This is a genomic window from Citrobacter sp. Cpo061 (genome assembly GCF_030332845.1).
In the GTDB taxonomy this organism is placed as follows: Bacteria; Pseudomonadota; Gammaproteobacteria; order Enterobacterales; family Enterobacteriaceae; genus Citrobacter; species Citrobacter portucalensis.
On the sequence record NZ_JAOWHB010000036.1, the window covers coordinates 216,605 to 239,543 of the forward strand.

Sequence of the window (22,939 nt, forward strand, 5' to 3'; positions counted from 1 at the left end):
GATTCTCCTTAAACAATTCCGGTGGTGTAGAAGACGCCGATGACAAACAGTACGGCCAGACTTTTAATGACGGTAATAGCAAAAATTCCGCCATACGCCTGACGGTGGCTGAGACCGGTGATAGCTAATAAGGTAATGACTGCGCCGTTATGCGGCAGGGTGTCCATACCGCCGCTGGCCATAGACGCCACGCGGTGAAAGACTTCAAGTGGGATATTGGCAGCGTGAGCGGCCGCGATAAAGGTGTCAGACATGGCGGCAAGGGCAATACTCATCCCGCCAGACGCCGAACCGGTGATCCCGGCGAGCGTAGTGATACTGATAGCTTCATTGAGCAGCGGGTCAGGAATAGCCGCCAGTGCTTTTGACAGTACAAGGAAACCTGGCAGGGCGGCGATCACTGCGCCAAAACCGTACTCTGACGCGGTGTTCATCGCCGCGAGGATCGCGCCGCCAACCGCCGTTCTGCTGCCTTCCGCCAGGCGACCTTTAATGTTGCGATAGCCGAAGAGCACCACCAGCAGGATCCCAGAAATCAGCGCCGCTTCCACTGCCCAGATAGCAGTGATTTTACCGACTTCGGTGGTAATCGGTTTGGCGAGACCCGGAAGCTCCAGTTGATGCGTGGCGCCATACCATTGCGGGATCCAGCGGGTAAACAGCAGGTTAAATACCCCAACCAGGATCAGCGGAGAGATCGCGATGATCGGGTTCGGCAGATTAATGTTATCCGGCGTTTCCGGCTCGTTTAACAGTTCAGTCCCATAACCCTCATTCTTAGCCTGCGCTTTACGACGCTGACGTTCGAGATAAACCAGACCAACAACGATGATAAATACGGAACCTATCAAACCCAGCCACGGCGCGGCCCAGGCGTTGGTACCGAAGAAACTGGTCGGAATAATGTTCTGGATCTGCGGTGTGCCTGGCAGGGCATCCATGGTGAAGGAGAAGGCACCCAGCGCAACGGTTGCCGGGATCAGGCGTTTAGGAATATTGCTCTGACGGAACAGTTCAGCCGCGAACGGATACACCGCAAAGGCCACCACAAACAGCGATACGCCGCCGTAGGTCAACAACGCACATACCAGCACAATCACCGGGATGGCATGACGACGACCGAGGATGTTGATAGCGGCGGCAACAATGGAACGTGAAAATCCAGATAACTCGATTAACTTGCCAAACACGGCCCCCAGCAAGAACACCGGGAAGTACAGCTTCACAAAACCGACCATTTTTTCCATAAACAGGCCGGTGAAGGCAGGGCCGACGGCGCTGGGTTCGGTAAGCAATACAGCACCTAATGCTGCGATGGGGGCAAACAGAATGACGCTGTATCCGCGATAGGCTGCCAGCATCAGCAGGCCCAGCGCTGCCAGGGCGATTAATACACTCATCATGACTCCTTATTATTATATTGGGGTACAGAAAGAGACGTTATGGCTTCAGGGCAAATCGCAGCTGATGCTCCCTGCGTTGCTGGATGTATTCCTTGCGCGAATCATCCCAATGATAAAAACCCTGACCACTGCGTACACCGGTATTACCGTTGGCGACCTTGTCAGCGACCAGCGTCATCATGTCGCTGCCGGTTGCCAGTTCCGGAAGCAGATGCCGACAAATGTCCTGCACCGTAGAAAGTCCGGTCATATCAGCAGCCTCCAGCGGACCGACCATTGCATAGCGACGTCCGAGCGAGGCGCGCATCACCTGATCAACCACTTCTGCGCTGGCGATGCCGCTTTTAACGATATGTAGCGCTTCACGCAGCAGGGCAAACTGCAGTCGATTGCCAACAAACCCTGGAGCGGCGCGGTCGAGCACCACCGCCTCAAGTTGCATCGCGATCAGTTGTTGTTGCAATTCATGGAGATATTCCGGCTTCGTTGCGGTGCCAGGTACAATTTCGACCAGCGGAATAAAATGTGGCGGGTGCCAGAAATGGGCGATCAGCAACCGTTCGGGATGGGCGAGTTTTTCTGCCAGCGCATCCGGCGGCAGGCCGCTGGTATTACTGGCAATAACGGCCTCCGGCGCGATCAGCTCTTCCAGTTGCGCATACAGTGCGTGTTTGAGTTCGAGCCGCTCCGGGATCGCTTCAATCAGTAACCGGCATGCGGCAATATCCTGTAGCGAGGTTGTGCCGTGCAGGCGAGCCACGACCGTCGCTTTTTCACCAATTGCAAATTGATCGGTGACAATCAGCTCATCCAGGATACCGCCAGCAACTCCGCTTATTTCTGCAATTCGGCTGCTATCGGTATCGTATAACCAGACATCGTAACCAAAACGGGCGAAGTGGGTAGCAATGCCGACACCCATTAACCCCGCGCCCAAAATGCAGATAGGCTTACTTTGCATGAGCTACCCCCTGCGGACGTTCTACCGCCAGCGCCACACCTTGACCGCCACCTACGCACAGCGTAGCCAGCCCTTTAGCTGCATTGCTGCGAGCCATTTCGTGCAGCAGTGTTACCAAAATTCGGCAACCTGATGCGCCAATCGGGTGCCCCAGCGCAATCGCACCGCCGTTCACGTTTACCCGGTTGCTGTCCCAGTTCAGGGATTCGCCAACCGCCAGCGCTTGCGCAGCAAAGGCTTCGTTGGCTTCGATAAGATCCACGTCATTTAGCGTCCAGCCAGCACGCTTCAGGCACTGGAGTGACGCTTCTACCGGCCCAATGCCCATAATGGCGGGATCGACGCCAGAAACCGCGTAGCCCGCCACCTGGGCAAGCACTGGCAGATTGAGTTCCGCCGCTTTGGCGGCGCTCATCAACATCACCGCGGCGGCACCATCATTGATGGATGATGCATTTCCGGCGGTCACCGTGCCGTTACCCGGACGAAACGCCGGTTTAAGTTGCGCCAGCTTGTCGGCCTGAGTATCCGGGCGAGGTTGTTCGTCACGGTCCACCACACGTGGCGGCTTTTTGCCCTGTGGGACGCTGACCGGCGTGATTTCCGCGTTAAAACGACCCGCTTCAATGGCGGCGGCAGCTTTTTGCTGGGAGTGCAGGGCAAAAGCGTCCTGCTGCTCACGACTGATTACGAACTTATCCGCCAGATTTTCGGCAGTAATACCCATGTGATAGTCGTTGAACGCATCCCACAGGCCGTCATGCACCACGCTGTCTTTCATACTGGCATGACCCAACCGCAGACCGGCCCGCGCGCCGTCGAGATAATAGGGCGCATTGCTCATGCTCTCCTGGCCCCCGGCAATCACGATTTGCGCATCGCCACAGCGAATCGCCTGTACCGCCTGATGCACCGCCTTCAGACCCGAACCACACACCAAGTTGATAGTTAACGCGGGCGTGGTGACCGGCAGTCCTGCCCGTAACGCCGTTTGTCTGGCCGGATTCTGACCGCAGCCCGCAGTCAGAACCTGACCTAAAATCACCTCATCAATTTGCTCAGGCACCACAGCCGTTTTTTCCAGCAGCGAACGGATCACCACTGAACCAAGCTCAACCGCGGAAAGTGGTGCCAGCGCGCCATGAAAACTGCCAATCGGGGTGCGCGTTGCCGCGACAATTACAACATCCTGCATGGTCAGCTCCTCAGCTAAAGTGCATTTCGGGGACAATTTCGGGAACGATCAGCTTGCCGGCGGTTCTGGCGACAATTTCATCCACGCTGATGCCCGGTGCACGCTCACGCAGAATGAACGCACCGTCGGCAATTTCCAGCAGAGCCAGGTCGGTAAGCACGAGTTTGATGCAGGCCACGCCGGTCAGCGGCAAGGTGCAGGCGGGAAGCAGTTTGGACTCACCGTTTTTGGAAGCATGGGTCATTACCACAATGATATTGTCAGCTCCGGCAACCAGGTCCATCGCGCCGCCCATGCCTTTCACCATTTTTCCGGGGATCATCCATGAGGCGATATTGCCGTTAACATCGACTTCAAACGCACCGAGCACCGTCAGATCAACGTGGCCGCCGCGGATCATGGCGAAGGATTGCGCCGAGTCGAAAATCGCCGCGCCTTTGCGCGCCGTCACTGTCTGTTTCCCGGCGTTGATCATGTCGGCATCAATTTCGTCTTCTGTGGGAAACGGCCCCATACCCAGCAAACCGTTTTCTGATTGCAGCATCACATCCATGCCATCAGGGATGTAATTTGCCACCAGCGTGGGAATGCCGATCCCAAGGTTGACGTAATATCCGTCGCGCAGCTCGCGGGCGACGCGCATCGCCATTTGTTCACGCGTTAACATGGTCAGGCTCCTTTCTGGCGCAGGGTGCGTTGTTCAATACGTTTTTCAAACTGACCCTGAATAATGCGGTTAACGAAAATTCCGGGAGTGTGAATCGCAGCAGGGTCCAGTTCTCCGGGAGGGACAATCTCTTCGACTTCCACGACGGTAATGCGCCCGGCGGCGGCCATCAGCGGATTAAAATTCTGTGCAGTGTGGCGATAGATGACGTTGCCGTACCAGTCGGCTTTCCAGCCTTTAATCAACGCAAAATCACCGGTTATCGCCTGCTCAAGGATGTAAGGGCGTCCGGCAAATTCGCGAACCTCTTTCCCTTCCGCCACGGGGGTTCCATATCCGGTCGCGGTAAAAAATGCCGGGATCCCCGCGCCGCCCGCGCGCAACTGCTCTGCCAGCGTACCCTGTGGCGTCAGGATGGCTTCCAGTTCGCCGCTAAGCACCTGTTTCTCAAACAGGGCGTTTTCCCCCACATAGGACGCGACCACTTTGCGCACCTGACGCGTTTCCAGCAGCACGCCAAGGCCAAAGCCATCCACGCCGCAGTTGTTTGATACAACGGTAAGTCCCTGAACCTCCCGACGGCGTACTTCGGTAATCAGGTTTTCAGGGATCCCACATAGACCAAAACCACCTGCCAGCAGCGTCATGTTGTCGGTCAGTCCTTCCAGCGCCTCTTGATAAGTGGCAACACGTTTATCCAGTCCAGCCATACACTTGCCTCCCCAGTTGTCCTTGCCGACATCATTGGGGGTGAAAAATGATTTGTTAATTTTAAATTTGTGACTCACTCATTGGGTTTTTTTATCAATTTAATGTTAATTAAAGGTATTCAACAAGTTAAAGGAATGCGAAGTGGGAATGAGCATCAAACAGTTACGCGCGTTTTTAGCGGTAGCTCACACTCTGAATTTTGCTCATGCCAGCGAAAGACTGAATATGTCGCAACCCGCGTTAAGCCTGGCGATTAAAGGACTGGAAGATTCGCTGGGCGGGGCGTTACTATTAAGAACGACCCGCAAAGTGACCCTGACGCAGGAGGGAGAAACGCTGCTGAATATGGGGCGACAGCTGCTGGCGGACTGGGAGAATACGGAAGAAGCCATGCGCCAGCGCTTTACGCTGCAGCGCGGTAAAATATCGATCGCCGCCATGCCCTCATTTGCCGCTAACGTCCTGCCATCGGTACTGAAAACATTTCGTGATTCTTATTCCGGTATCAACGTAACGGTTCATGATGTGATCAATGAACACGTGATTGAAATGGTTAGTGAAGGGCGGGTCGAGATGGGCATAGCCTTCGAGCCGGACTATTCGGGACATCTGCATTTCACGCCGCTCGGCGTGGATCGTTTTATCGCGATTGTGCCGCCAACCTGTCGACTGGCAGACAGGGATCGTATTGCGTGGCGCGAACTGCTGACGCTGGATTTTATCACCCTGCAACGCCCGTCCGCCGTGCGGCTGATGCTGGAAGAACAACTGGTGCAAAGCGGACATACGCTGGAAGTAGCGCTGGAGAGCCATCAGCTGGTAACCGTTGGCCGTCTGGTGGCTAACGGTCTGGGCGGTAGCGCCGTACCTGCACTATGCCGCACGCAAATGACAGAGTTAGGCGCAACCTGTATCGATCTGGATACGCCGGTGATCCAGCGTCGGATCGGGGTTTTGCGTTCGGCGCATCATAAATTATCTACCGCTTCCGAGGTGCTGGTGGATTCACTGAAAAAGGCGTATCGCACCTGACTTTTCTCAACGGCTCAGGTCATGTAACCGCCCGCCAGCAGCGAACGTCACATCCGGTATCACTCTTCAGCAATGCCTGTTTTTTCTCACAACCGTGGGTTGCCAATGGACATCTGTCACGGAAAAAGCAGCCCTGGGGCAACGTTCGGTTTCCCGGTAGCTCGGTTTTACGTAACACTAAATCTTCCGCCAGCGGTGTGCCCGTTTTAGGTACCGAGTCCAGTAATAATCGTGTGTACGGATGGGCGGGATGAGTGAGAACCTGTTGGGCATCACCCAGCTCAACAATTTGCCCGAGGTACATCACCGCCACACGGTCGCTCATATGGCGGACCACCGACACGTTATGCGATATCAATACGTAGGTCAGGTTTCTGCGCGCCTGTAGCGACACCAGCAGGTTGAGAATTTGCGCCTGCACGGAGATATCCAGCGCTGAAGTGGGCTCATCGAGGACGATAACATCCGGCTCTGACGATAGCGCCCGGGCAATAGCAATACGTTGGCGCTGTCCACCGGAAAACGCGTGCGGCAAGCGGTCGAGATATTCAGGACGAATCCCCACCTGCCGTGCCAAATCCTCGGCAAGCATGCGTCGTTCACGCTCCGGGCTCCGTTTTTGGATCCACACCGGTTCGGTAATTATCCGCCACACCGGTAAGCGCGGGTCCAGTGATGAAAGAGGGTCCTGAAAGACCATTTGCATACCGTTATGCTGCTTATCACCACGGCGAGAATAGCTTCCCTGACTGGGTTTCAACATGCCCATCAACAGTTGCGCCAGCGTACTTTTTCCACAGCCGGATTCGCCAACAATCCCCAGCGTTTCACCCTGGCGAATCTGTAAATCCAGACCGTTGAGCGCATGCACCCGTTCCGTAACCTTGCCAAGCCAGTTTTTACGCGCAGGAAAGTTGACATGTACATCCTGCAGCGCCAGTAAAAAATCAGACATGTGTTGTCTCCAGTTGCGGATACCAGCAGGCAGATTGTTGATCTGCACCTCCCTGACTACTTAACACCGGCGTTTCTTCACAACGAGGACCAGCGGCAAAGCAGCGGTCGCGAAACGCGCATCCGGCAGGTAAGCAGGTTAGGTTCGGCACGGTGCCGGGAATGGCGGGCAGCAATGCGCGCGGTTCGCCGTGTTCCGGCGCACATTTCAGCAAGCCGATGGAATAGGGGTGTGTCGGGCGTTGAATAACGGTTTGCGTCGGGCCACTCTCAATCACGCTCCCGGCATACATGACGTACAACCGGTCGCATAACTGTGAAACCACCGCCATATCATGGCTGATAAATAACACGGCTGTTCCACTGGCGCGCGCTTTTAACTTCAGCAAACGCAGCACCTGCAGTTGCACCGTGACGTCCAGAGCAGTGGTCGGTTCATCGGCAATGATAAGCTCCGGCTCGCACGAAAAGGCCAGCGCAATCATCACGCGTTGGCGCATACCGCCGGAAAGCTCAAACGGAAATCGTTTCATGACCTCCGGCGCGTCCGGAATTTGCATCTCTTCGAGTAGAGCGACGGCTTTCTGGCGGGCATCCGTGCGGCTTAACGCCTGATGATGGCGGATCACCTCCACCATTTGCTGGCCGATACGGCGGGTCGGATTCAGTGCCGTCATGGGCTCCTGAAAGATCATCGCGACGCGTGCGCCGCGCCATTGGCGCATTTGTTTCTCACTGGCGTTGAGCACATCTTCACCCAGCAGCGAAACGCGTCCCTGGTGAATACGATAGCTTCCCTCCGGTAGCAGACGCATGGTGAGCATGGCGGTCACGGACTTACCGGAACCGGATTCACCCACCACACCAACGATTTCTCCGCGGTTGATGTGCAGTGATACATGGTTCAGCGCATGCACGTCAGCTTTATAGCCGGGGAAACTCAGATGCAAATCTTCGATTTCCAGTACGGGTTGTGTCATGACTGTTTTCCTCCGGCTTTCGGATCCAGCAGATCGCGAATACCATCGCCAAAGAGATTAAAGCCCACGGCGGTAATCAGAATGGCGGCGCCGGGAAAAGCACAATACCACCACTGATCAAGCACGTAATTGCGGCCAATTGCGACCATCGCCCCCCATTCAGCGCTGGGCTGCTGGGCGCCCAGACCGATAAACCCGAGCGTGGCGGCCATCAGGATCGCGCTGCCGATATCCAGTGATGCCTGCACAATGAGCGGCGGCAGAGAATTGCGTAAAATGTGCCAGCTAATCAGATGCCAGCGTGAAGCGCCGTAGGTCCGGGCAGCCTGTACAAAAGTAAACTGGCGTACCACTAACGTCTGACCACGGGCGAGGCGTACATAGAAAGGGATACGGACGATTGCAATCGCCAGCATGGCGTTAAACAGGCTGGGGCCCAGCGCGGCGGCTAACGCCATCGTCAACACCAGCGAAGGAATGGACAGCATAATGTCCATCATCCGCATAATTATCGCGTCGGCACGCCCACCCATGACACCCGACAAGCAACCCAGCAGTGAGCCCAATCCCCCGGCGATACCCACTACCACCAGACCCGCAACGACAGATTGCTGACTTCCTACCAGAACGCGGCTGAACAGATCGCGACCGACTTCATCGGTTCCAAACCAGTGAGCGGCTGACGGGGGCAGCAGGCGCGCACTCAAATTGATGGCATTCGGATCGTGGGGTGTTATCCACGGCGACAGCACCATCAGCAGCAGTATCAATACGATGATGACCCCGCCAACCAGCGTCAGCGGGCTACTTTTCATCATCCAGAACAGTTTGGCCCAGTCCGTGCGGCGGCGTGCAGTCTGAGGGGCGGTCGGTGTTTCTTGTGTGAGCATCATTCAGCACCTCCACGTCCAATTCGAGGGTCTACCCACAGATAGAGTAAATCCACCACCAGGTTGACCAGCACATAGGCGAACGAGACCACCACCGCAAATCCCATTACCGCCGGGAAGTCGAGTGCCTGAATTGAGGTCACCACCCAGGCGCCCATGCCAGGCCAGGCAAAGACCGTTTCGGTCAATACCGCACCGTATAGCAGATCGCCCAGCGCCAGGCCCAGGACGGTGATTGATGGGATAAGTGCGTTAGGCAATGCATAGCACAGCACGATGTACCAGCCCGGGAGCCCGCTGGCGCGGGCGGTACGTATGTAATCTTCACTCAGTTGCTCCAGCATGGCGGAACGAATCTGACGGGCAACGATCCCAAGATGTACAAAAGCCAATGTCAGCGATGGCAAAATCAGGTGCTGAAGCGCATTGAAAAAGACTTCGCCGTTGCCTTCCAGCAGAGCATCAATCAGGTAGAAACCGGTGACGTGAGCTGGTGGATCCAGCCAGTCGTCTAAACGCCCACCGCCGGGTAAAATTTGCAGATGACCGTAAAACAGCACGATAACCCCCAGCCCCAGCCAGAATGCAGGCGTGGAGATACCGGTAATTGCCATTAGCCGAACAAGGTGATCAAGCCAGCGGTTACGCCAGACCGCAGATAAAATACCCAGCGGGATACCTATCACCAGCGCCAGCAACAAAGAACAGAAAGCCAATTCAAGGGTCGCGGGGAAAAAAATGCGCAGCTCATCCAGTACCGGACGCCCGGTGCGAATGGAGGTACCTAAATCGCCGTGAAAAATATCGCTGACATAGCGAAAAAACTGGACATACAGCGGTTGATTCAGCCCCAACTGTTGGCGAATATTTTCGACAATTTCATCACTGGCGCGATCGCCCGCCAGCAGCCGCGCGGGGTCGCCAGGTATCAGGTGTGAAATAATAAAGGTGATTACGCAAACACCGATAACCACCAGAATAAGTCCCCAGCATCGCTGGCGTAAAATACTCCAGAACGTCATTAGCTTCCCCTTGCGGAGCCAGAGCGGCTCCGCATAAACGTGGCTTATTTACTCATGGTGGAGATATTGAAGACCTGTTCCAGCATGGGGTTGAATACAAATCCTTTGACGTCTTTGTTCATCGCCAGCTGATAGTTTTTCTGGAATAAATAGACGTAGGCCGCCTCATCAATCACGATGGTTTGCGCCTGCTGGTAGTCATTGGTTCTGGCCACCTGATCGGTTGTGGCCAGCGCGCTGCGCAGCAGTTTATCGACCTCACCGTTTTCATAGAACGAACGGTTACCCGGCAAGCCTTTCTTATCTGACTCAAACCAGTAGTTCATAAACATGTACGGGTCGGCAAAATCCGGACTCCAGTTGCCAATGGCAATGTCGTAATCGCCTTTGCCCACGCGGTCGCGCATGGTGGCGTTTGCCAGTTTTTCCAGTTTCACCTTAATACCCAGTTTGCCAAGGCTTGCCTGGGTGGCGAGCGCGATAGGTTCCCAGTTAGGGTCATTATCAGAGTACAGGAAGCTCAGGCTTTCAGGTTTGCTAGCAACTTTGTCCCACGCGGCTTTGGCTTTGGCTTCATCGAAGCTGTACTGCATGGCCTTATCGTCAAAACCCCACATGCCTTCAGGGATCGGGCCACGCATTTGCTTTCCATTGCCGCTCAGGATCCCGTTAACCATGCCTTTATAATCAGTGGCCCACGAGATGGCACGGCGTAAATCCACCTGATTGAGCGGGGCTTTACTGTTGTTGAGATACAGATAGGTCACGCGCAGCGAGGGATAATCCGCCACGTTCACTTTGCCTTCCTGTTTCAAAGCGGCAAGCTGGTCAACAGGCAGCGCATCGGCAATGTCGATATCGCCACGCGACAATTGCAGGCGACGGGAGGCGCTTTCACCAATGATTTTGACTGAGACACGCTTAAATGTCGGTTTTGTACCGGGATAATGCGGGTTAGGCACCAGCACCAGTTGTTGTCCCTTTTGCCAGCTCTTCAGCATGAAGGGACCAGAGCCAGCCGTGTTCTGCGCCAGGAATCCGCGGGCATCGTCTGCGGCATGCTCTTTTAAGATGGCCGGGTTAATGATTGAGGCACCGTCATTTGCCAGCGTATACAGAAACGGGGCAAACGGCTGGCTGAGGGTAAATTTCACCGTGTTGTTATCAATGACGTCGACCTTCAGATCTTTTGGGAAAGCCTCCGCAGGTCCCTGACCAATCTTGAGCAAACGTTCAAAGGATTGCTTTACCGCATCTGCCGTTACCGGCGTTCCGTCGGCGAATTTGGCATCGTTTTTCAGGGTAAACGTCCACTCTTTCTGATCGTCAGAGGCTTTCCAGCCGCTGGCTAAATCACCTTCAACTTCCGTGGAGCCTTTACCTCCGTCGGTTTTGTATTGAACCAACCGCTGGTAAGAGGGATAGGTAACCGTCCAGTCATTGTTATCGATGGTCACGGCGGGGTCGAGCGTCTGCGGATCGGCGGCTTTACCAATCACCAACATATCTTTGGGAACGGCAGCCTGTGCGGCGGGCAGGGCAAACGCTAACGCAACGGCTATCAGAGCGGGGCGGAAAAAAGCGTTTAACGCAGGTGTAGTCTTCATAACCAGGCTCCAGAATTAAAGGGGATGTTGTGTTGTTATAGGCGTGACAGTGTAACAATCTATTTGATCGTCAAGCAGCGGATAGCGAGCGGCATCAGGTAATTCAAAATGCCACCATTCACTGTTAATACCGACAAAACCACCGCCAAACATAATGGCATTGAGCAGCAGGCGGTTACGCTGCGCTGCCGGAGGTACAGACGGGTGCCAGGCATGGGAACGGTCGTGCATTTCATCAAAACCGGCCCCCATATCAAGGAGATGGCCGCGATCGTCCATCAACGTGACGTCAATGGCCGTACCCCGACTGTGATTGGAACCAATTGCGACATCGACAACATACTGCGGGTCGGGACAGGCATTCCACAGTATCGCCTGCGCCTGCTGGGGGCGATACGCGTCGTACACCACAAGCTGCAGGCCGGCCAGTTGCGCAATGCTGATGCTTTTAGCCAGCGCGGTTACCGCCTCAGTATGCAACAGACAACGCGCTTCCCGGTAGATAGGTGCGCCGGTAATGTTATCGGCAGTAGCGTATTTAAGATCGATATGCAGCGACGGAAATATCACCGACAGATCGACCAGTTCTGGGAGTTCTGACATAGCACGTTTCCTGTTTATTGTTCGAATTGACCAAATTGTTGTTGTAACTGGCGATTGGTTTGCAGGCGTCCTGCGAGGGCGTCACCCAGTTGCGCCACCACCGCAGAAAGTAATAAGTTGAACAGACAGCTCACCGGTGCCAGTGAGTCCCAGAAATGCCCGGTGTCAGTTTTTACCTGAAGTAAATCAATGGAATAATCCCTGGCCCATGGGCACCACACATCGGTAATGAGCGCCAGCGGAATACAGCGTTCTGTGGCGACGCGGCAATATTGTCGCGAAATAGCGGAGTAGGCGCGCATATCGGTAATAACCACGTAAGGCTGGCTGAATCCCGAGTTCAGCGACTCAACCCAACTGCCGGACAGGCCTTCGGAGTAGCTGACTTTAGGTCGCAGGTATTCCAGGTGACTAAAAAAGGCGTTGGCGATCCCGCGGGTGGACTGGATCCCGAGGATGTACACGGCTTCCGCATGCGCCAACTGCTGCGCAATGCGTTGAAACGTCTCACCCTGGGCAAGTTGATAGACGTGGGTAATAGCGTCGATCTCCAGCAACAGCGACTGCTGTGCCCGATCCGGCAGGCTTTGTTGCTGGTGCCAGGAGTCCAGTCGTTCATTCATTCCCCAGGGCTGATACGGAACAACGGGCAGTTCACGCAGACTGGCTTTTGCATCCTCCAGGTTACGAAAACCCAGTTTACGCAGATAACGTCCGACGGTAATGCCGCTGGTTCCGGTTGCTTTGGCGATGCCATCTGCGGTTTCAAATGGGATCTGCACAGCATGGGCTAACAGCCACCCGGCCACGCGCTTTTCGCTGGGCGTCAGCTGGCTAAAGGTTTGCTCTATGCGGGTAAATAACTCTGGTTTGGCTGTCATTACCTTCTCGCTGTTAGTTGCCTGTCAGATACCGTATTTCTGTTAGCGAATTAACAATGCAGGACGCGTGCCATGTGCGTAACAGCGGCACGCCGGCTGTTTTTGTTAAAAGCCAACCGATATTCATTAACCAATGATCAACATTTGTGCAGCGTAGTTCAGTTTTGGTGCAACGGTAGAGGAAGAGGGGTATGAATCTGCTGATTTCGTCGGAACGATCACATTGTGGGCAACATTTATCCCTCAGACATAAGAATCAGTAATGGGAAATATAAATTTCAGCCATATCAATAACAGCAATCTTTATTCTTATGACGGTAGGGGTATTATTTTTCGCGAGCTACATTAACGGTGTTAAGCGCAAGTGTAGATATTATTTATATTATAAATGGAGTACTACAATGAATAAATTCTCCCTTTCTACAGCAGGTATTCTGGTCGCAGCGCTGTTAACCAGTGTCAGCGTCAATGCAGCAACAGATAACGCTAAAACTGAAGTGACTCCGAAAGGTATGAACTGCCAGGAGTTTATTGATTTGAACCCACAAACTATGGCTCCGGTGGCCTTCTGGGTGCTCAATGAAGACGAAGACTTCAAAGGTGGTGACTACGTCGACTATAACGAAACCGTTACGACTGCAGTTCCTCTGACCGTTGAACTTTGTAAGAAACATCCGCAGAGTGAATTAAGTAAAATAAAAGACGAAATCAAAAAAGAATTATCTAAATAAGATTAAACCGTTATTAAAACCCAGCCAAAGTGCTGGGTTTTGTTATTTGTGACGCTGTCACTAATTTGTTTTGTGATACTTAAGAAAACTTTATAAAGATATAAACGCCTGTGCCGATACTGGATAAAAGTTAGCCTTTTGCAGAAGGAGTTTGTATGGCCTGGTATCCTACTCGTATTTCAACGCGTTTAACCATCGGCGGCATTCTGCTGCTTGCAGTAACGACCCTTGTTATCGTGGTGATTATGCTCTGGCGCGGTCAGCCGCGCGTCGTTGAAATCAACACCGCTCTGATCGAAGAAACAGGGCAAGGTTTAACCCGTCAGTTGAGTACCGTATTGTCCCGAATTGAAGGTGAGACCGTCAGCCTGTCGCGACTGGCTGAAGTATTGCCTAACGATGAATCTCTGTACCAAAGCGTTATTCCGCATCTTATTGGTGAAGGTAAAGACTCGATTATTACCGGCGGCGGCATCTGGCCAGAACCAGACGCCTTCACCGCAGGTGTGGAGAAAAGAAGCTTTTTCTGGGCGCGTAATGCTGAAGGAAAGCTGGTGTATTCCAATGATTATAACGTCGAAGGATCGAGTGGATACCACAATGAAAGCTGGTATCAACTGGCCAAAGGCCATTCACAAAACAGCTGTTTATGGTCTGACGTTTACCAGGATGCCAGTTCAGGCGTCAACATGGTGACATGCAGCGTGCCTTATCAACAGGCAGGCAAGTTTGCCGGTGTCGCTACCACTGATATCCGTCTGGATAACGTCGCTACCTTCATGCAGCAGCAGGGAAACAGCACCGGTGGTTACGCATTTGTGGTAGACAAGCAGGGACAAATTCTCTATTTCCCGCAGGCCGACCTGGCAAAATATAAAACCATTAACGATTTGGCGCAAAGCGCGCAGTGGCTTATCCCGGTGCAAAACGGTCTGAAATCTTTGCGCCCGACAGATGGGGTGAAGACTATCACGCTGGCAAACGACAACGTCCTGAATACCGCGTCACAGGTAATGCTGTTCCCGATGCCAGATACCGGCTGGGTCGTAGGACTTGCAACTCCGGAATCTCGTATTGTCGGTCTTGCCAAAGTGATGATGCAGGACGTTCTGGAAGTATTGATCCCTATCATGACGCTATTGCTGGTGGGATCATGGCTGGTGGTTCGTCGACTGATTTCACGTCTCGATGATACCCGTCAGGCACTTGATGACATCGCGCAGGGAGAAGGCGATCTTACCCGTCGTCTGGATGTTCGTGGCAAAGACGAGATTTCGGCTATCGCCGAGGCGTTTAACCTGTTCGTCGATAAAATCTCGGCCATCCTGATCACCGTCAGAAGCAGTAGCACAGTGGTAGCGAATAACGCCGTTAGCCTGGCTGACAGTAATATGGAGCTTTCATCTCGCGTAACGCAGCAGGCCGCTGCGCTGGAAGAGAGTTCGGCGGCCATGGAGCAGTTAAATGCGACCGTTCATCAAAACGCCAGTAATACACAACTGGCGGATGAGCTATCCGATAGCACCGCGCAAACGGCCAACCGCTGCGGCGATGTGATGCAGGGCGTGATCTCAACAATGGATAACGTCAGCGCCTCATCCGGCAGAATGGTGGAAATTGTCGCGGTCATCGACAGCATTGCGTTCCAGACCAATATTCTCGCCCTGAATGCCGCGGTTGAAGCCGCCAGAGCGGGCGATGCTGGCAGAGGGTTTGCCGTCGTGGCCTCCGAAGTGCGCACGCTGGCTCAGCGCAGTGCCACCGCCGCCCAGGAAATTAAAACGTTGATTGATGAATCCGTTTCTCATGTTGGTAGCGGAAGTCAGCAAATTCACAATGCCGGTGAGCGTCTGGGAGAACTGGTCAACAATGTGCGTCAGGTGCGCCAGTTGATGGGGGAAATACGCGTTGCGGGTGAAGAACAACGTAAGGGCGTTTCCGAAGTTACGCTGGCCGTTACCGAGATGGACAGCACCGTTCAGCAAAACGCCTCATTAATTGATGATGCCGCAGCACGGACGCAGGCGCTGAAAGAGGAGGCGGAACAACTGGCATTGCTGGTCTCTTCCTTCAGATTACCTGAACCTTCCGTTGCCGGGTAACCACACCATATCCGGGTACAGACAATGTGCCCGGATAACTCCAGTATAATCTCCCTTAAGCAAGATTTTCCGGTTTAACTCCCTTTTATTGTGTCTTATAAGATTTTGAATCATTCCCAACTTAACTCTATAATATTGGGTGTAAAGTCGTTTTTATCCCAATAAGAGCCAATATTATGGATTTAACGCTAAATACTGCAGCTGATATCGTCAAACTGCTTTGCGACAGATTGCGTAAAGAACGACTCGCCCGGCAAATGACGCAGGCTGATGTTGCCGCGCGTTCAGGGGTCGGTGTGAATACCGTGTCGAATCTGGAAGCGGGGAAAAATGTAGGATTTGAGAATCTGGTCAAAGTCGCGATGGTGTTAGGCTATGGCGATGCACTGGAGGGGTTATTCAAACCCAGGATTGATAGTCTGGATGATATTTTGCGTTACGAAAAGAGCGCGGCACGTCAGCGGATCAAAAGGAAAAATTCTGATGCCTGAGCAAGTTGATGTCTTCTATGAAGGCTGGGGTGAGAAATGGCTGTGGGGCAAACTGGTGTCTTCCACAGCCCTGACCGGACGTCCGTTGATCGCCTTTGAATACAGTGAAGAGGCCTTACGTAAGGGGCTGGAACTGTCCCGACTGATGTTACCGCTGAACGGTCCCCGTTTACGCAGGGATTTCCCGGCTCATCAGCTGGGATTACCTGGGCCAGTCTATGATTCGCTTCCAGATGGCTGGGGTATGCTGTTGATGGACCGACTATTTAAACGCCGCGGGCTCAACGCAGCACGCATAGGTCCATTGGAGCGCTTAACCTGGGTCGGCAACAACGCGATGGGCGCCATGACATTCCAGCCCGTTCAGTCAGATGTCGAGACGCTGTCAAAAGAGAATGTTCCTCTCGCACAACTGGCCGCTGAGGTTCAGGAAGTCCTGAGCGGCGAAGGCGGGGAATTCTTGCAAAAACTACTCCAGATGGGCGGTTCGCCACAGGGAGCAAGGCCTAAGGCGTTACTTTATCGTGACACTGTCACGTCTAAATTCACCACGGTGCCGCTACCCGGGAGCGAAAGCTGGCTGATTAAATTTCCCGCCAGGCATGAGCATGCTGAGGTATGTGCCATCGAAGCGGTTTATGCTGAATGCTTGCGCCAATGTGGGATAACCACGCCTGATACGGCGTATTTCAATCTGCCCGGCGGACAGGCGGCATTTGCCACTCGCCGTTTCGACCGTGACCAGTCGACACGAATTCCTATGCAGAGCCTGGCTGCACTTACCGGGGCAAATTACCAGATACCCGGTGCTTTAGACTACCGGGATTTTCTGCGCGCCACGCAGATTTGTACCAATGATGTCAGAGAAAAGGCAAAAGCGTTCGAACGCGTGGTTTTCAACGTGGCTTTTAACAACCGCGACGATCATCCGAAGAATTTTGCCTATTTAATGTCAGCCGATGGAAACTGGACTCTGGCTCCGGCTTACGATGTCACCTGGTGCGAAGGGCCTGGCGGGTATCACCAAATGGACGTGCTGGGAGAGGCGCTGGATATCGAAAGAAAGCACCTTCAGTCGCTTGGCGTTCAGGAAGCTGAGTTATCTGCTGACCATGTGAACGGCATAATCGAAAAAGTCTGTCACTTTGCCACGGCATTGAGCGCCATCGCCAGGGACAAATACCCCGATCAGATAACGCAATCCACGCTGAAGACGATTCAGAAACAAATTGATGATAATGTCCGTCGGTTAATGTCCCGGTAACGCAGATACAGCCGCTACACTTAGCGAAGAATTAAATCTGAGCGGGGCAATGTTATGGCTGAATTTGTCTTGGGTATGCTGGAACACACGCCAGTTTGGGTGTATCTGCTGTTTGCCTTTCTACTTTACAGAGGGATTAAAGCCAGAACACCCGCCACCGTCACGCTGGAAAAGCTGGCGCTGATCCCGGCTATTTTTCTGTTCTGGGATATCTACGATTTAATCACTTATCGCGACCCGACCCTCATTACCTATATCCAGTGGGCGATAGGTATTATCAGCGGCGCGATAATTGGCTACATATTAATTAACCCAGACCGTTTGAGCCGCAGTAGCGCACCGCGGAGTATTCATCGTCCGGCAGATTATTCCGCATTGCCATTTATGTTGCTGGCATTTGGCGTTAAGTACGTTCTTGGCGTACTTAACGCCACTGCTCCCGACGTTTTACGTCAACCCGCAATGAGCGCTCTGGCTATCATTACAGGCGGCATGTTCGCCGGCGTTTTTGTGGGGAAATTTACCCGCTACGTGAGCGTCTGGCTCAGACTTCCCACTCAGGACAACTATTAACGTCCCCAACGATTACGAATATAGGTCACGGCTTCCTGCGTTTGCGGTTGATTAAGATAATCTTCGCGAAACAGGATCGTGCCGTTGATGTACGGTTCGGATTCGTTTAAATCGAGCTGCTTTTTCAGTTCCGGCACACCGCCTTTTACCGTCCAGTCTGGCTCTTTTCTCGATGGTTCACCAACTTTATACAGCGCTACACCAATGTAGAGGCGGGTGTTGGTTGATTTCACGACATCTGCCCACCATTTTGCCAGTACATCGTAACGCGCTGCGTCACGGGCAAAAGGCCAGTAGAGTTGCGGTGCAATGTAATCCAGCAAACCTAGTTGCACCCAACGGCGGGTGTCTGCATACGACTCATCATACGCTGCCGCGCCGCGCGTGTCGGAGCCCGCTGGATCGTGCGAACGGTTGCGCCACACGCCCGCAGGACTGACGCCGAATTCAACCTCAGGCTTTAGTTTCTTGATGGTCCGCGAAACCTGGGCAATCAGCCGTTGCGTGTTATCGCGACGCCAGTCTGCCTTGGAAGCGAATCCCTGGCCGTATCTTCTGAAGGTCTGGCTGTCGTTGAGCGCAGAGCCGGGAGATTCGGTATAGAAGTAATCATCAAACTGCACGCCATCAACCGGGTAATTCTCAACCACTTCCGCCACGATGCTGGTGATCCAGTCGCGCACGTCGGGAATACCGGGGTCTAACACAAAACGCTCGCCCGCAGTGCGGATCCAGTCACGATGCAGGACGTATACGCTGGACGGCGTCTGTGAAAGCGTGCTGTTTAATTCAGAGACCGTCGAAGGTTTGGTGTTTACGGACACGCGGTAGGGGTTAAGCCAGGCATGAACTTTCATTCCGCGTTTATGCGCTTCATCGAGCATAAACTGCAGCGGATCGTAACCCGGATCCTGGCCAATCGTACCGGTCAGGGTATCTGACCACGGTAGAATCTTTGACTTCCACAATGCAGTCCCATCGGGCTTAACCTGGAAAAAAACGGTGTTAATACCAAGCCGTTTCAGGTTGTCCAGCTTATCCGTCAGCGCTTTTTGCTGCTGGCTGATGCGTACGGCAGGCGAACTGATGTTCACGGATGAGATAGGCGGCCAGTCAAGACGTGAAACCGTCGCCAGCCAGATCCCGCGCACTGGCTCCTTGCTCTGCTGTGGTTTGCTCACCGGAGGTAGCGGAGTGGTTTTGGGGCCGGGCGGTTGTGAAGAACAGCTGCCAAGTAACAACATACTGCCCACAAGTACAGCAAACCATTTCATGTTGGTCAGCGGTAGTCTGGCACGAGAACGGGCGAGAATATTCGCCAGTTTTTTCTGATAATTTCCTGAAAAGAAACCGGATGCTGCCATCTGATTTTGCTCTTATTTCTTTTTATTGCGGCTGTTAGCCCAGGGATCGAAGGCCGGTTCGGGGGTGTTGTTTGAGGCCAGGTCATGCAGCGAATCAAGGTACAGCGCTTCAACTTCTGCCCGCGCCCACGGCGTACGGCGCAGAAACTTCAGACTGGATTTAACGCTCGGTTCATTTTTAAAGCAGTTGATATTAATGCGTTGCGCCAGTTCAGCCCAACCATAACGTTCAACCAGGGCATTGACCTGCATTTCAAGCGTTACGCCATGTAAAGGGTCTTTAGAAATATGAGCATTCATATGAAGTCCAGTTCAGTGGTTCCAGATTTTGTCAGTAGTGTGACGGGAAGAAGGTTACAAGAAAGCAAAGCTGCCAGCAACGGCAGAAAGCGGTATGGCGCGACAAGCCGTACGCCATACCGGCAATGGATGGCTCAATACTCTTTAAAAGCCAGTTCCAGACGGGCAATCAACGGTTTAAACAGGTAACTCATCAGGGTTCGTTCACCGGTCTTGATCGTCACGCTGGCGGGCATTCCCGCTTTAATTTTGTAATCGCCCAGCAAACGCGCGCCCTCTGCTGAAACCTGTACTTCCGCAAGGTAGTAAGGCTGCTGAGTGGCTTCATCAATTAAGCGGTCCGCCGAGATAGTCAGAACCCGGGCCGGAACCGACGGCAACAGGGCATGGTTAAGGGCAGGGAAAAGCACATCAACGGTTAAGCCGGGGACCAGTTTATCAATGGCATGCACGGGTATTTTGGCATCAATTTGCATCGGTTGTCCGGCGGCGACAATATCCATAAGATGTTCGCCGGGTTGAATGACGCCGCCCACGGTACTGACTTTAACATCCAGCACGATACCGTTAATCGGCGAGCGGATCTCGGTGTTATCCAGCTCGTGACGGGTGGACACCAGTTCATCCTCCAGCATCGCCACTTCTTTTTGGTTTTCCGTCAGTTCAGACTCAACTTCACGTAAATATTGATGACGCACCTGGTAGGCTTTAATTTTTAATTCGTTTTGCTGCGATTTCAGTTTGGCAATGTTAAGAATATCTTCTGAAACGCTGCCAGATATTTCAGCCGCTTCGCGCTCCAGCACCAGTAATTGCGCTTTGGGGTAATAGTTCTTTTCGCTCAGCGCGCGAATAGCCCCCAACTCCCGGTTAATCAGAGAAAACTGGTGGTCGCGATAGCCTTTTATTTTATTGAGATTATCCGTTTGCCCTACCAGACCATCGAGCGTCTCCTCAATCATCGACAGTTCGTCCTGAATCGTTTTGCGACGCGTATCGAAAAGCTTGGCCTGCAGATTTCTGACTTCTGTCAGCCGTTTATTGCCAGAGAATTGCTGCGTCAGCGTCGTATTAAAGCGGATCGCTTCCAGGCCATCGCGTTCTGCCAACAGGCGATCTTCGATACTTTTTGCAGAAATATACTGGGCATTTAACGCGCTGAAACGCATTTCGAGCTGCATTTTATCCAACCGGACGAGAACCTGATTTTTCTTCACGAAGTCGCCTTCTTTGATAAAGATATCCGTTACCCGACCGCCGCTCAGATGCTGAATGGTTTTGCGGTTACTCGATACGGTTACCGTACCATCAGCGACCACGCCCGCATCTAATGGAGCTTGCACTGCCCAGAGGATAAAACTACCGACACCAAGCACAATGACGATCACGCCCCGTATAATCGGCGACCAGATATTGGTATCTACGCCAGCAGATGCCGTGTTGTGGGGATTTTTTTTCATCATCAGGCCTCACGTTGCTGTTCAGTCGTGGATGGAGAAGGCGTAGCCACCGGTTTCAGTACGTTGGCCTGACGCAAATGGGCAAAAACCTGATCGCGGGTACCAAACTCCTGTATGGCGCCATCGTTAAGCAGCAAAACCTTATTGACCACGCCGAGCAGCGTCGGGCGGTGTGAGATAATGACGGTAGTTTGTCCCTGTGTACGCAGGGTATTGATGGCTTTAACGAGTGCAAATTCGCCCGCGTCGTCAAGATTGGCATTCGGTTCATCAAGCACGATGAACGCAGGATTGTTATACACGGCGCGTGCCAGCCCGATACGCTGCCGCTGCCCGCCGGAGAGCTGGTATCCGCCTGCGCCCAACAGCGTGTCATAACCTTGTGGCAAGCGCAGGATCATCTCATGAACGCCTGCCAGTAATGCGGCGGCGACGATAAGCTCACTGTCATTCTGCGCGAAGCGGGCAATGTTTTGCGCGATGGTACCGTCAAACAGTTCCACATCCTGCGGCAGATAGCCAATAGACGGGCCCAGCAGCGCTTTATCCCACTGACAAATATCTGCGCCGTCTAATCTGACTTTCCCTGATATCGGTTTCCAGACGCCAACCAGAACCTTTGCCAGCGAGGTTTTCCCTGAGGCTGAGGGGCCGATAATCCCCAGAACTTCACCTTGCTCCAGCTGGAATGAGATATTACGCAGTAGCGGGGAAGGCTGGCCGGGGGCAGCGGCGAAGACGCTTTCGACGCTGATGTTGCCGTTCGGACGCGGCAGGGTCAGTACCTCTTTCGGTGCCGGATACTCCTTCAGCAAGGTTGAGAGCTGATGCCACGCGCTACGAAACTGCACGAACTGCTTCCAGCTGCCAATAACTTGTTCTACCGGGTTGAGGACGCGGCCAAGAATGATCGAGGCGGCGATCATCAAGCCCGGAGTAATATGGCCGCCGATCACCAGTAAAGCCCCGGCACCCAGCGCAATAGATTGCAGCAACACCCGCACAAAGCGGCTGAGGCTACTTAACCCGGCCGTTTTGTCGGCAATCTGCGTTTGTAGTGCCAGCACTTTGTTATGTTGCTCCTGCCAGTTGGACTTCAGGGTCGAGAGCATACCCATCGCCTCAATGGCATCGGCGTTTTGCAGCTGTTTATTCAGTTTGCTGGCATTGTTAATGGTTAAGGCGTGCGCTTGCTGAATCGGGCGCTTGGTAGAGATTTCAGATACCAGCGTCAGAATGAATAATAACGTTATTCCGCCGAGAGAAAGGTATCCCAGCAGGGGATGGACCAAAAAGGCGATGAACAGATATATCGGCGTCCAGGGAATATCCAGTAAGGCGAATAGACTATTCCCGGAAAGAAACTGACGAATCTGATCCAGCTCGGCTAAAGATTGCGCCGGGTTGTTATCGCCGGTAACCATCTTTCTTTTAAAGGCTGCGTTAAAAACCAACTGGCTTAGCTTTATATCCAGCCGGTTGCCAAGCCTGACCATAACCTGCGCGCGGGCAGATTCAATCATGGCAATAACGATGTACAAGCCGACAATCAATAAGGTTAACATTAACAGCGTGGTGGTATTTTTACTGACCAGCACACGGTCGTAAACCTGTAGCATATAAATTGCCGGCGCCAGCATAAGCATATTAATCACACAACTAAAAAACAACAGCATCAGAAAAGTGGGTTTCGTTCCCTTTAATGCATCATTCAGTTCTGTTGGCGTATGCTGGCGCGACATAGTCTT

The 22,939-nt window shown here is 53.3% G+C and carries 22 protein-coding genes; 6 read left to right on the forward strand and 16 right to left on the reverse strand.

Going from position 1 to position 22,939, the window contains the following annotated elements; translation table 11 throughout:
• Positions 1-8: 8 nt before the first annotated feature.
• From OGX97_RS07085 to OGX97_RS07105, 5 genes are read right to left on the reverse strand one after another with little or no spacing between them, the layout of a single operon-like run.
• Entirely contained in the window at positions 9-1,403 is a 1,395-nt protein-coding gene (locus OGX97_RS07085) for a GntP family permease (protein ID WP_196776256.1), read from the reverse strand.
• 37 nt (positions 1,404-1,440) lie between these two features.
• Positions 1,441-2,364: a 3-hydroxyacyl-CoA dehydrogenase family protein gene (locus tag OGX97_RS07090; RefSeq protein WP_111465569.1), complete on the reverse strand. Its 924-nt coding sequence runs from the start codon at positions 2,362-2,364 to the stop codon at positions 1,441-1,443.
• Positions 2,354-3,559, reverse strand: a complete 1,206-nt coding sequence (locus tag OGX97_RS07095) for an acetyl-CoA C-acetyltransferase (protein ID WP_060682196.1) — start codon at positions 3,557-3,559, stop codon at positions 2,354-2,356. The genes OGX97_RS07090 and OGX97_RS07095 overlap by 11 nt, the downstream gene beginning before the upstream one ends.
• Before the next feature lie 10 nt (positions 3,560-3,569).
• Entirely contained in the window at positions 3,570-4,226 is a 657-nt protein-coding gene (locus OGX97_RS07100) for a CoA transferase subunit B (RefSeq protein ID WP_125363647.1), read from the reverse strand.
• 2 nt (positions 4,227-4,228) lie between these two features.
• Positions 4,229-4,936 (reverse strand): CoA transferase subunit A, encoded by a 708-nt coding sequence (locus tag OGX97_RS07105; RefSeq protein WP_125363646.1) that lies wholly within the window; start codon positions 4,934-4,936, stop codon positions 4,229-4,231.
• 142 nt (positions 4,937-5,078) lie between these two features.
• Here OGX97_RS07105 and OGX97_RS07110 point away from each other — a divergent pair, with 142 nt between their 5' ends.
• Complete coding sequence (locus OGX97_RS07110) at positions 5,079-5,969, forward strand: LysR family transcriptional regulator (RefSeq protein ID WP_003020016.1); 891 nt, start codon at positions 5,079-5,081, stop codon at positions 5,967-5,969.
• A gap of 19 nt (positions 5,970-5,988) precedes the next feature.
• On the opposite strand, the gene OGX97_RS07115 is transcribed toward OGX97_RS07110, so the two are convergent.
• From OGX97_RS07115 to OGX97_RS07145, 7 genes are read right to left on the reverse strand one after another with little or no spacing between them, the layout of a single operon-like run.
• Positions 5,989-6,924 carry an ABC transporter ATP-binding protein gene (locus OGX97_RS07115; protein ID WP_125363645.1) on the reverse strand — a complete coding sequence of 312 codons (936 nt, stop codon included), beginning with the start codon at positions 6,922-6,924 and terminating at the stop codon, positions 5,989-5,991.
• Positions 6,917-7,903, reverse strand: a complete 987-nt coding sequence (locus OGX97_RS07120) for an ABC transporter ATP-binding protein (RefSeq protein ID WP_218659253.1) — start codon at positions 7,901-7,903, stop codon at positions 6,917-6,919. Before OGX97_RS07120 ends, OGX97_RS07115 begins: the two co-directional genes overlap by 8 nt.
• Positions 7,900-8,796 carry a D,D-dipeptide ABC transporter permease gene (gene ddpC, locus OGX97_RS07125; protein ID WP_008784785.1) on the reverse strand — a complete coding sequence of 299 codons (897 nt, stop codon included), beginning with the start codon at positions 8,794-8,796 and terminating at the stop codon, positions 7,900-7,902. Before ddpC ends, OGX97_RS07120 begins: the two co-directional genes overlap by 4 nt.
• Positions 8,793-9,815: an ABC transporter permease gene (locus OGX97_RS07130; protein ID WP_003020008.1), complete on the reverse strand. Its 1,023-nt coding sequence runs from the start codon at positions 9,813-9,815 to the stop codon at positions 8,793-8,795. Before OGX97_RS07130 ends, ddpC begins: the two co-directional genes overlap by 4 nt.
• Positions 9,816-9,859: 44 nt before the next feature.
• Entirely contained in the window at positions 9,860-11,422 is a 1,563-nt protein-coding gene (locus tag OGX97_RS07135; protein WP_057067750.1) for an ABC transporter substrate-binding protein, read from the reverse strand.
• A gap of 15 nt (positions 11,423-11,437) precedes the next feature.
• The gene (gene ddpX / locus OGX97_RS07140; protein ID WP_003832991.1) at positions 11,438-12,025 is read right to left on the reverse strand and encodes a D-alanyl-D-alanine dipeptidase; all 588 of its coding nucleotides are present in this window, start codon (positions 12,023-12,025) and stop codon (positions 11,438-11,440) included.
• Positions 12,026-12,039: 14 nt separating this feature from the next.
• Positions 12,040-12,906, reverse strand: a complete 867-nt coding sequence (locus tag OGX97_RS07145; RefSeq protein WP_003832990.1) for a MurR/RpiR family transcriptional regulator — start codon at positions 12,904-12,906, stop codon at positions 12,040-12,042.
• A 401-nt stretch (positions 12,907-13,307) separates the two neighbouring features.
• Here OGX97_RS07145 and hdeB point away from each other — a divergent pair, with 401 nt between their 5' ends.
• The 5 genes from hdeB (at position 13,308) to OGX97_RS07170 (ending at position 18,067) form a co-directional block, all read left to right on the forward strand.
• A complete protein-coding gene (gene hdeB / locus OGX97_RS07150; RefSeq protein ID WP_003019999.1) occupies positions 13,308-13,637 on the forward strand; it encodes an acid-activated periplasmic chaperone HdeB in 330 nt (109 codons plus the stop codon).
• A 155-nt stretch (positions 13,638-13,792) separates the two neighbouring features.
• Entirely contained in the window at positions 13,793-15,739 is a 1,947-nt protein-coding gene (locus OGX97_RS07155) for a methyl-accepting chemotaxis protein (RefSeq protein ID WP_267454984.1), read from the forward strand.
• 176 nt (positions 15,740-15,915) lie between these two features.
• Complete coding sequence (locus OGX97_RS07160) at positions 15,916-16,230, forward strand: helix-turn-helix domain-containing protein (protein ID WP_032943458.1); 315 nt, start codon at positions 15,916-15,918, stop codon at positions 16,228-16,230.
• On the forward strand, positions 16,223-17,494 hold the full coding sequence (locus tag OGX97_RS07165) for a type II toxin-antitoxin system HipA family toxin (protein WP_057067759.1): 1,272 nt from the start codon (positions 16,223-16,225) through the stop codon (positions 17,492-17,494). The genes OGX97_RS07160 and OGX97_RS07165 overlap by 8 nt, the downstream gene beginning before the upstream one ends.
• A 54-nt stretch (positions 17,495-17,548) precedes the next feature.
• A complete protein-coding gene (locus OGX97_RS07170) occupies positions 17,549-18,067 on the forward strand; it encodes a hypothetical protein (RefSeq protein WP_213752249.1) in 519 nt (172 codons plus the stop codon).
• On the opposite strand, the gene OGX97_RS07175 is transcribed toward OGX97_RS07170, so the two are convergent.
• From OGX97_RS07175 to OGX97_RS07190, 4 genes are all read right to left on the reverse strand, one after another.
• On the reverse strand, positions 18,064-19,431 hold the full coding sequence (locus tag OGX97_RS07175) for a glycoside hydrolase family 10 protein (protein WP_191227182.1): 1,368 nt from the start codon (positions 19,429-19,431) through the stop codon (positions 18,064-18,066). The genes OGX97_RS07170 and OGX97_RS07175 overlap by 4 nt on opposite strands.
• A 12-nt stretch (positions 19,432-19,443) precedes the next feature.
• Entirely contained in the window at positions 19,444-19,731 is a 288-nt protein-coding gene (locus tag OGX97_RS07180; protein WP_032943454.1) for a VF530 family DNA-binding protein, read from the reverse strand.
• Between the two features lie 134 nt (positions 19,732-19,865).
• Complete coding sequence (locus OGX97_RS07185) at positions 19,866-21,194, reverse strand: HlyD family type I secretion periplasmic adaptor subunit (protein WP_171845945.1); 1,329 nt, start codon at positions 21,192-21,194, stop codon at positions 19,866-19,868.
• Entirely contained in the window at positions 21,194-22,933 is a 1,740-nt protein-coding gene (locus OGX97_RS07190) for a type I secretion system permease/ATPase (RefSeq protein WP_008784775.1), read from the reverse strand. Before OGX97_RS07190 ends, OGX97_RS07185 begins: the two co-directional genes overlap by 1 nt.
• Positions 22,934-22,939: the final 6 nt, after the last annotated feature.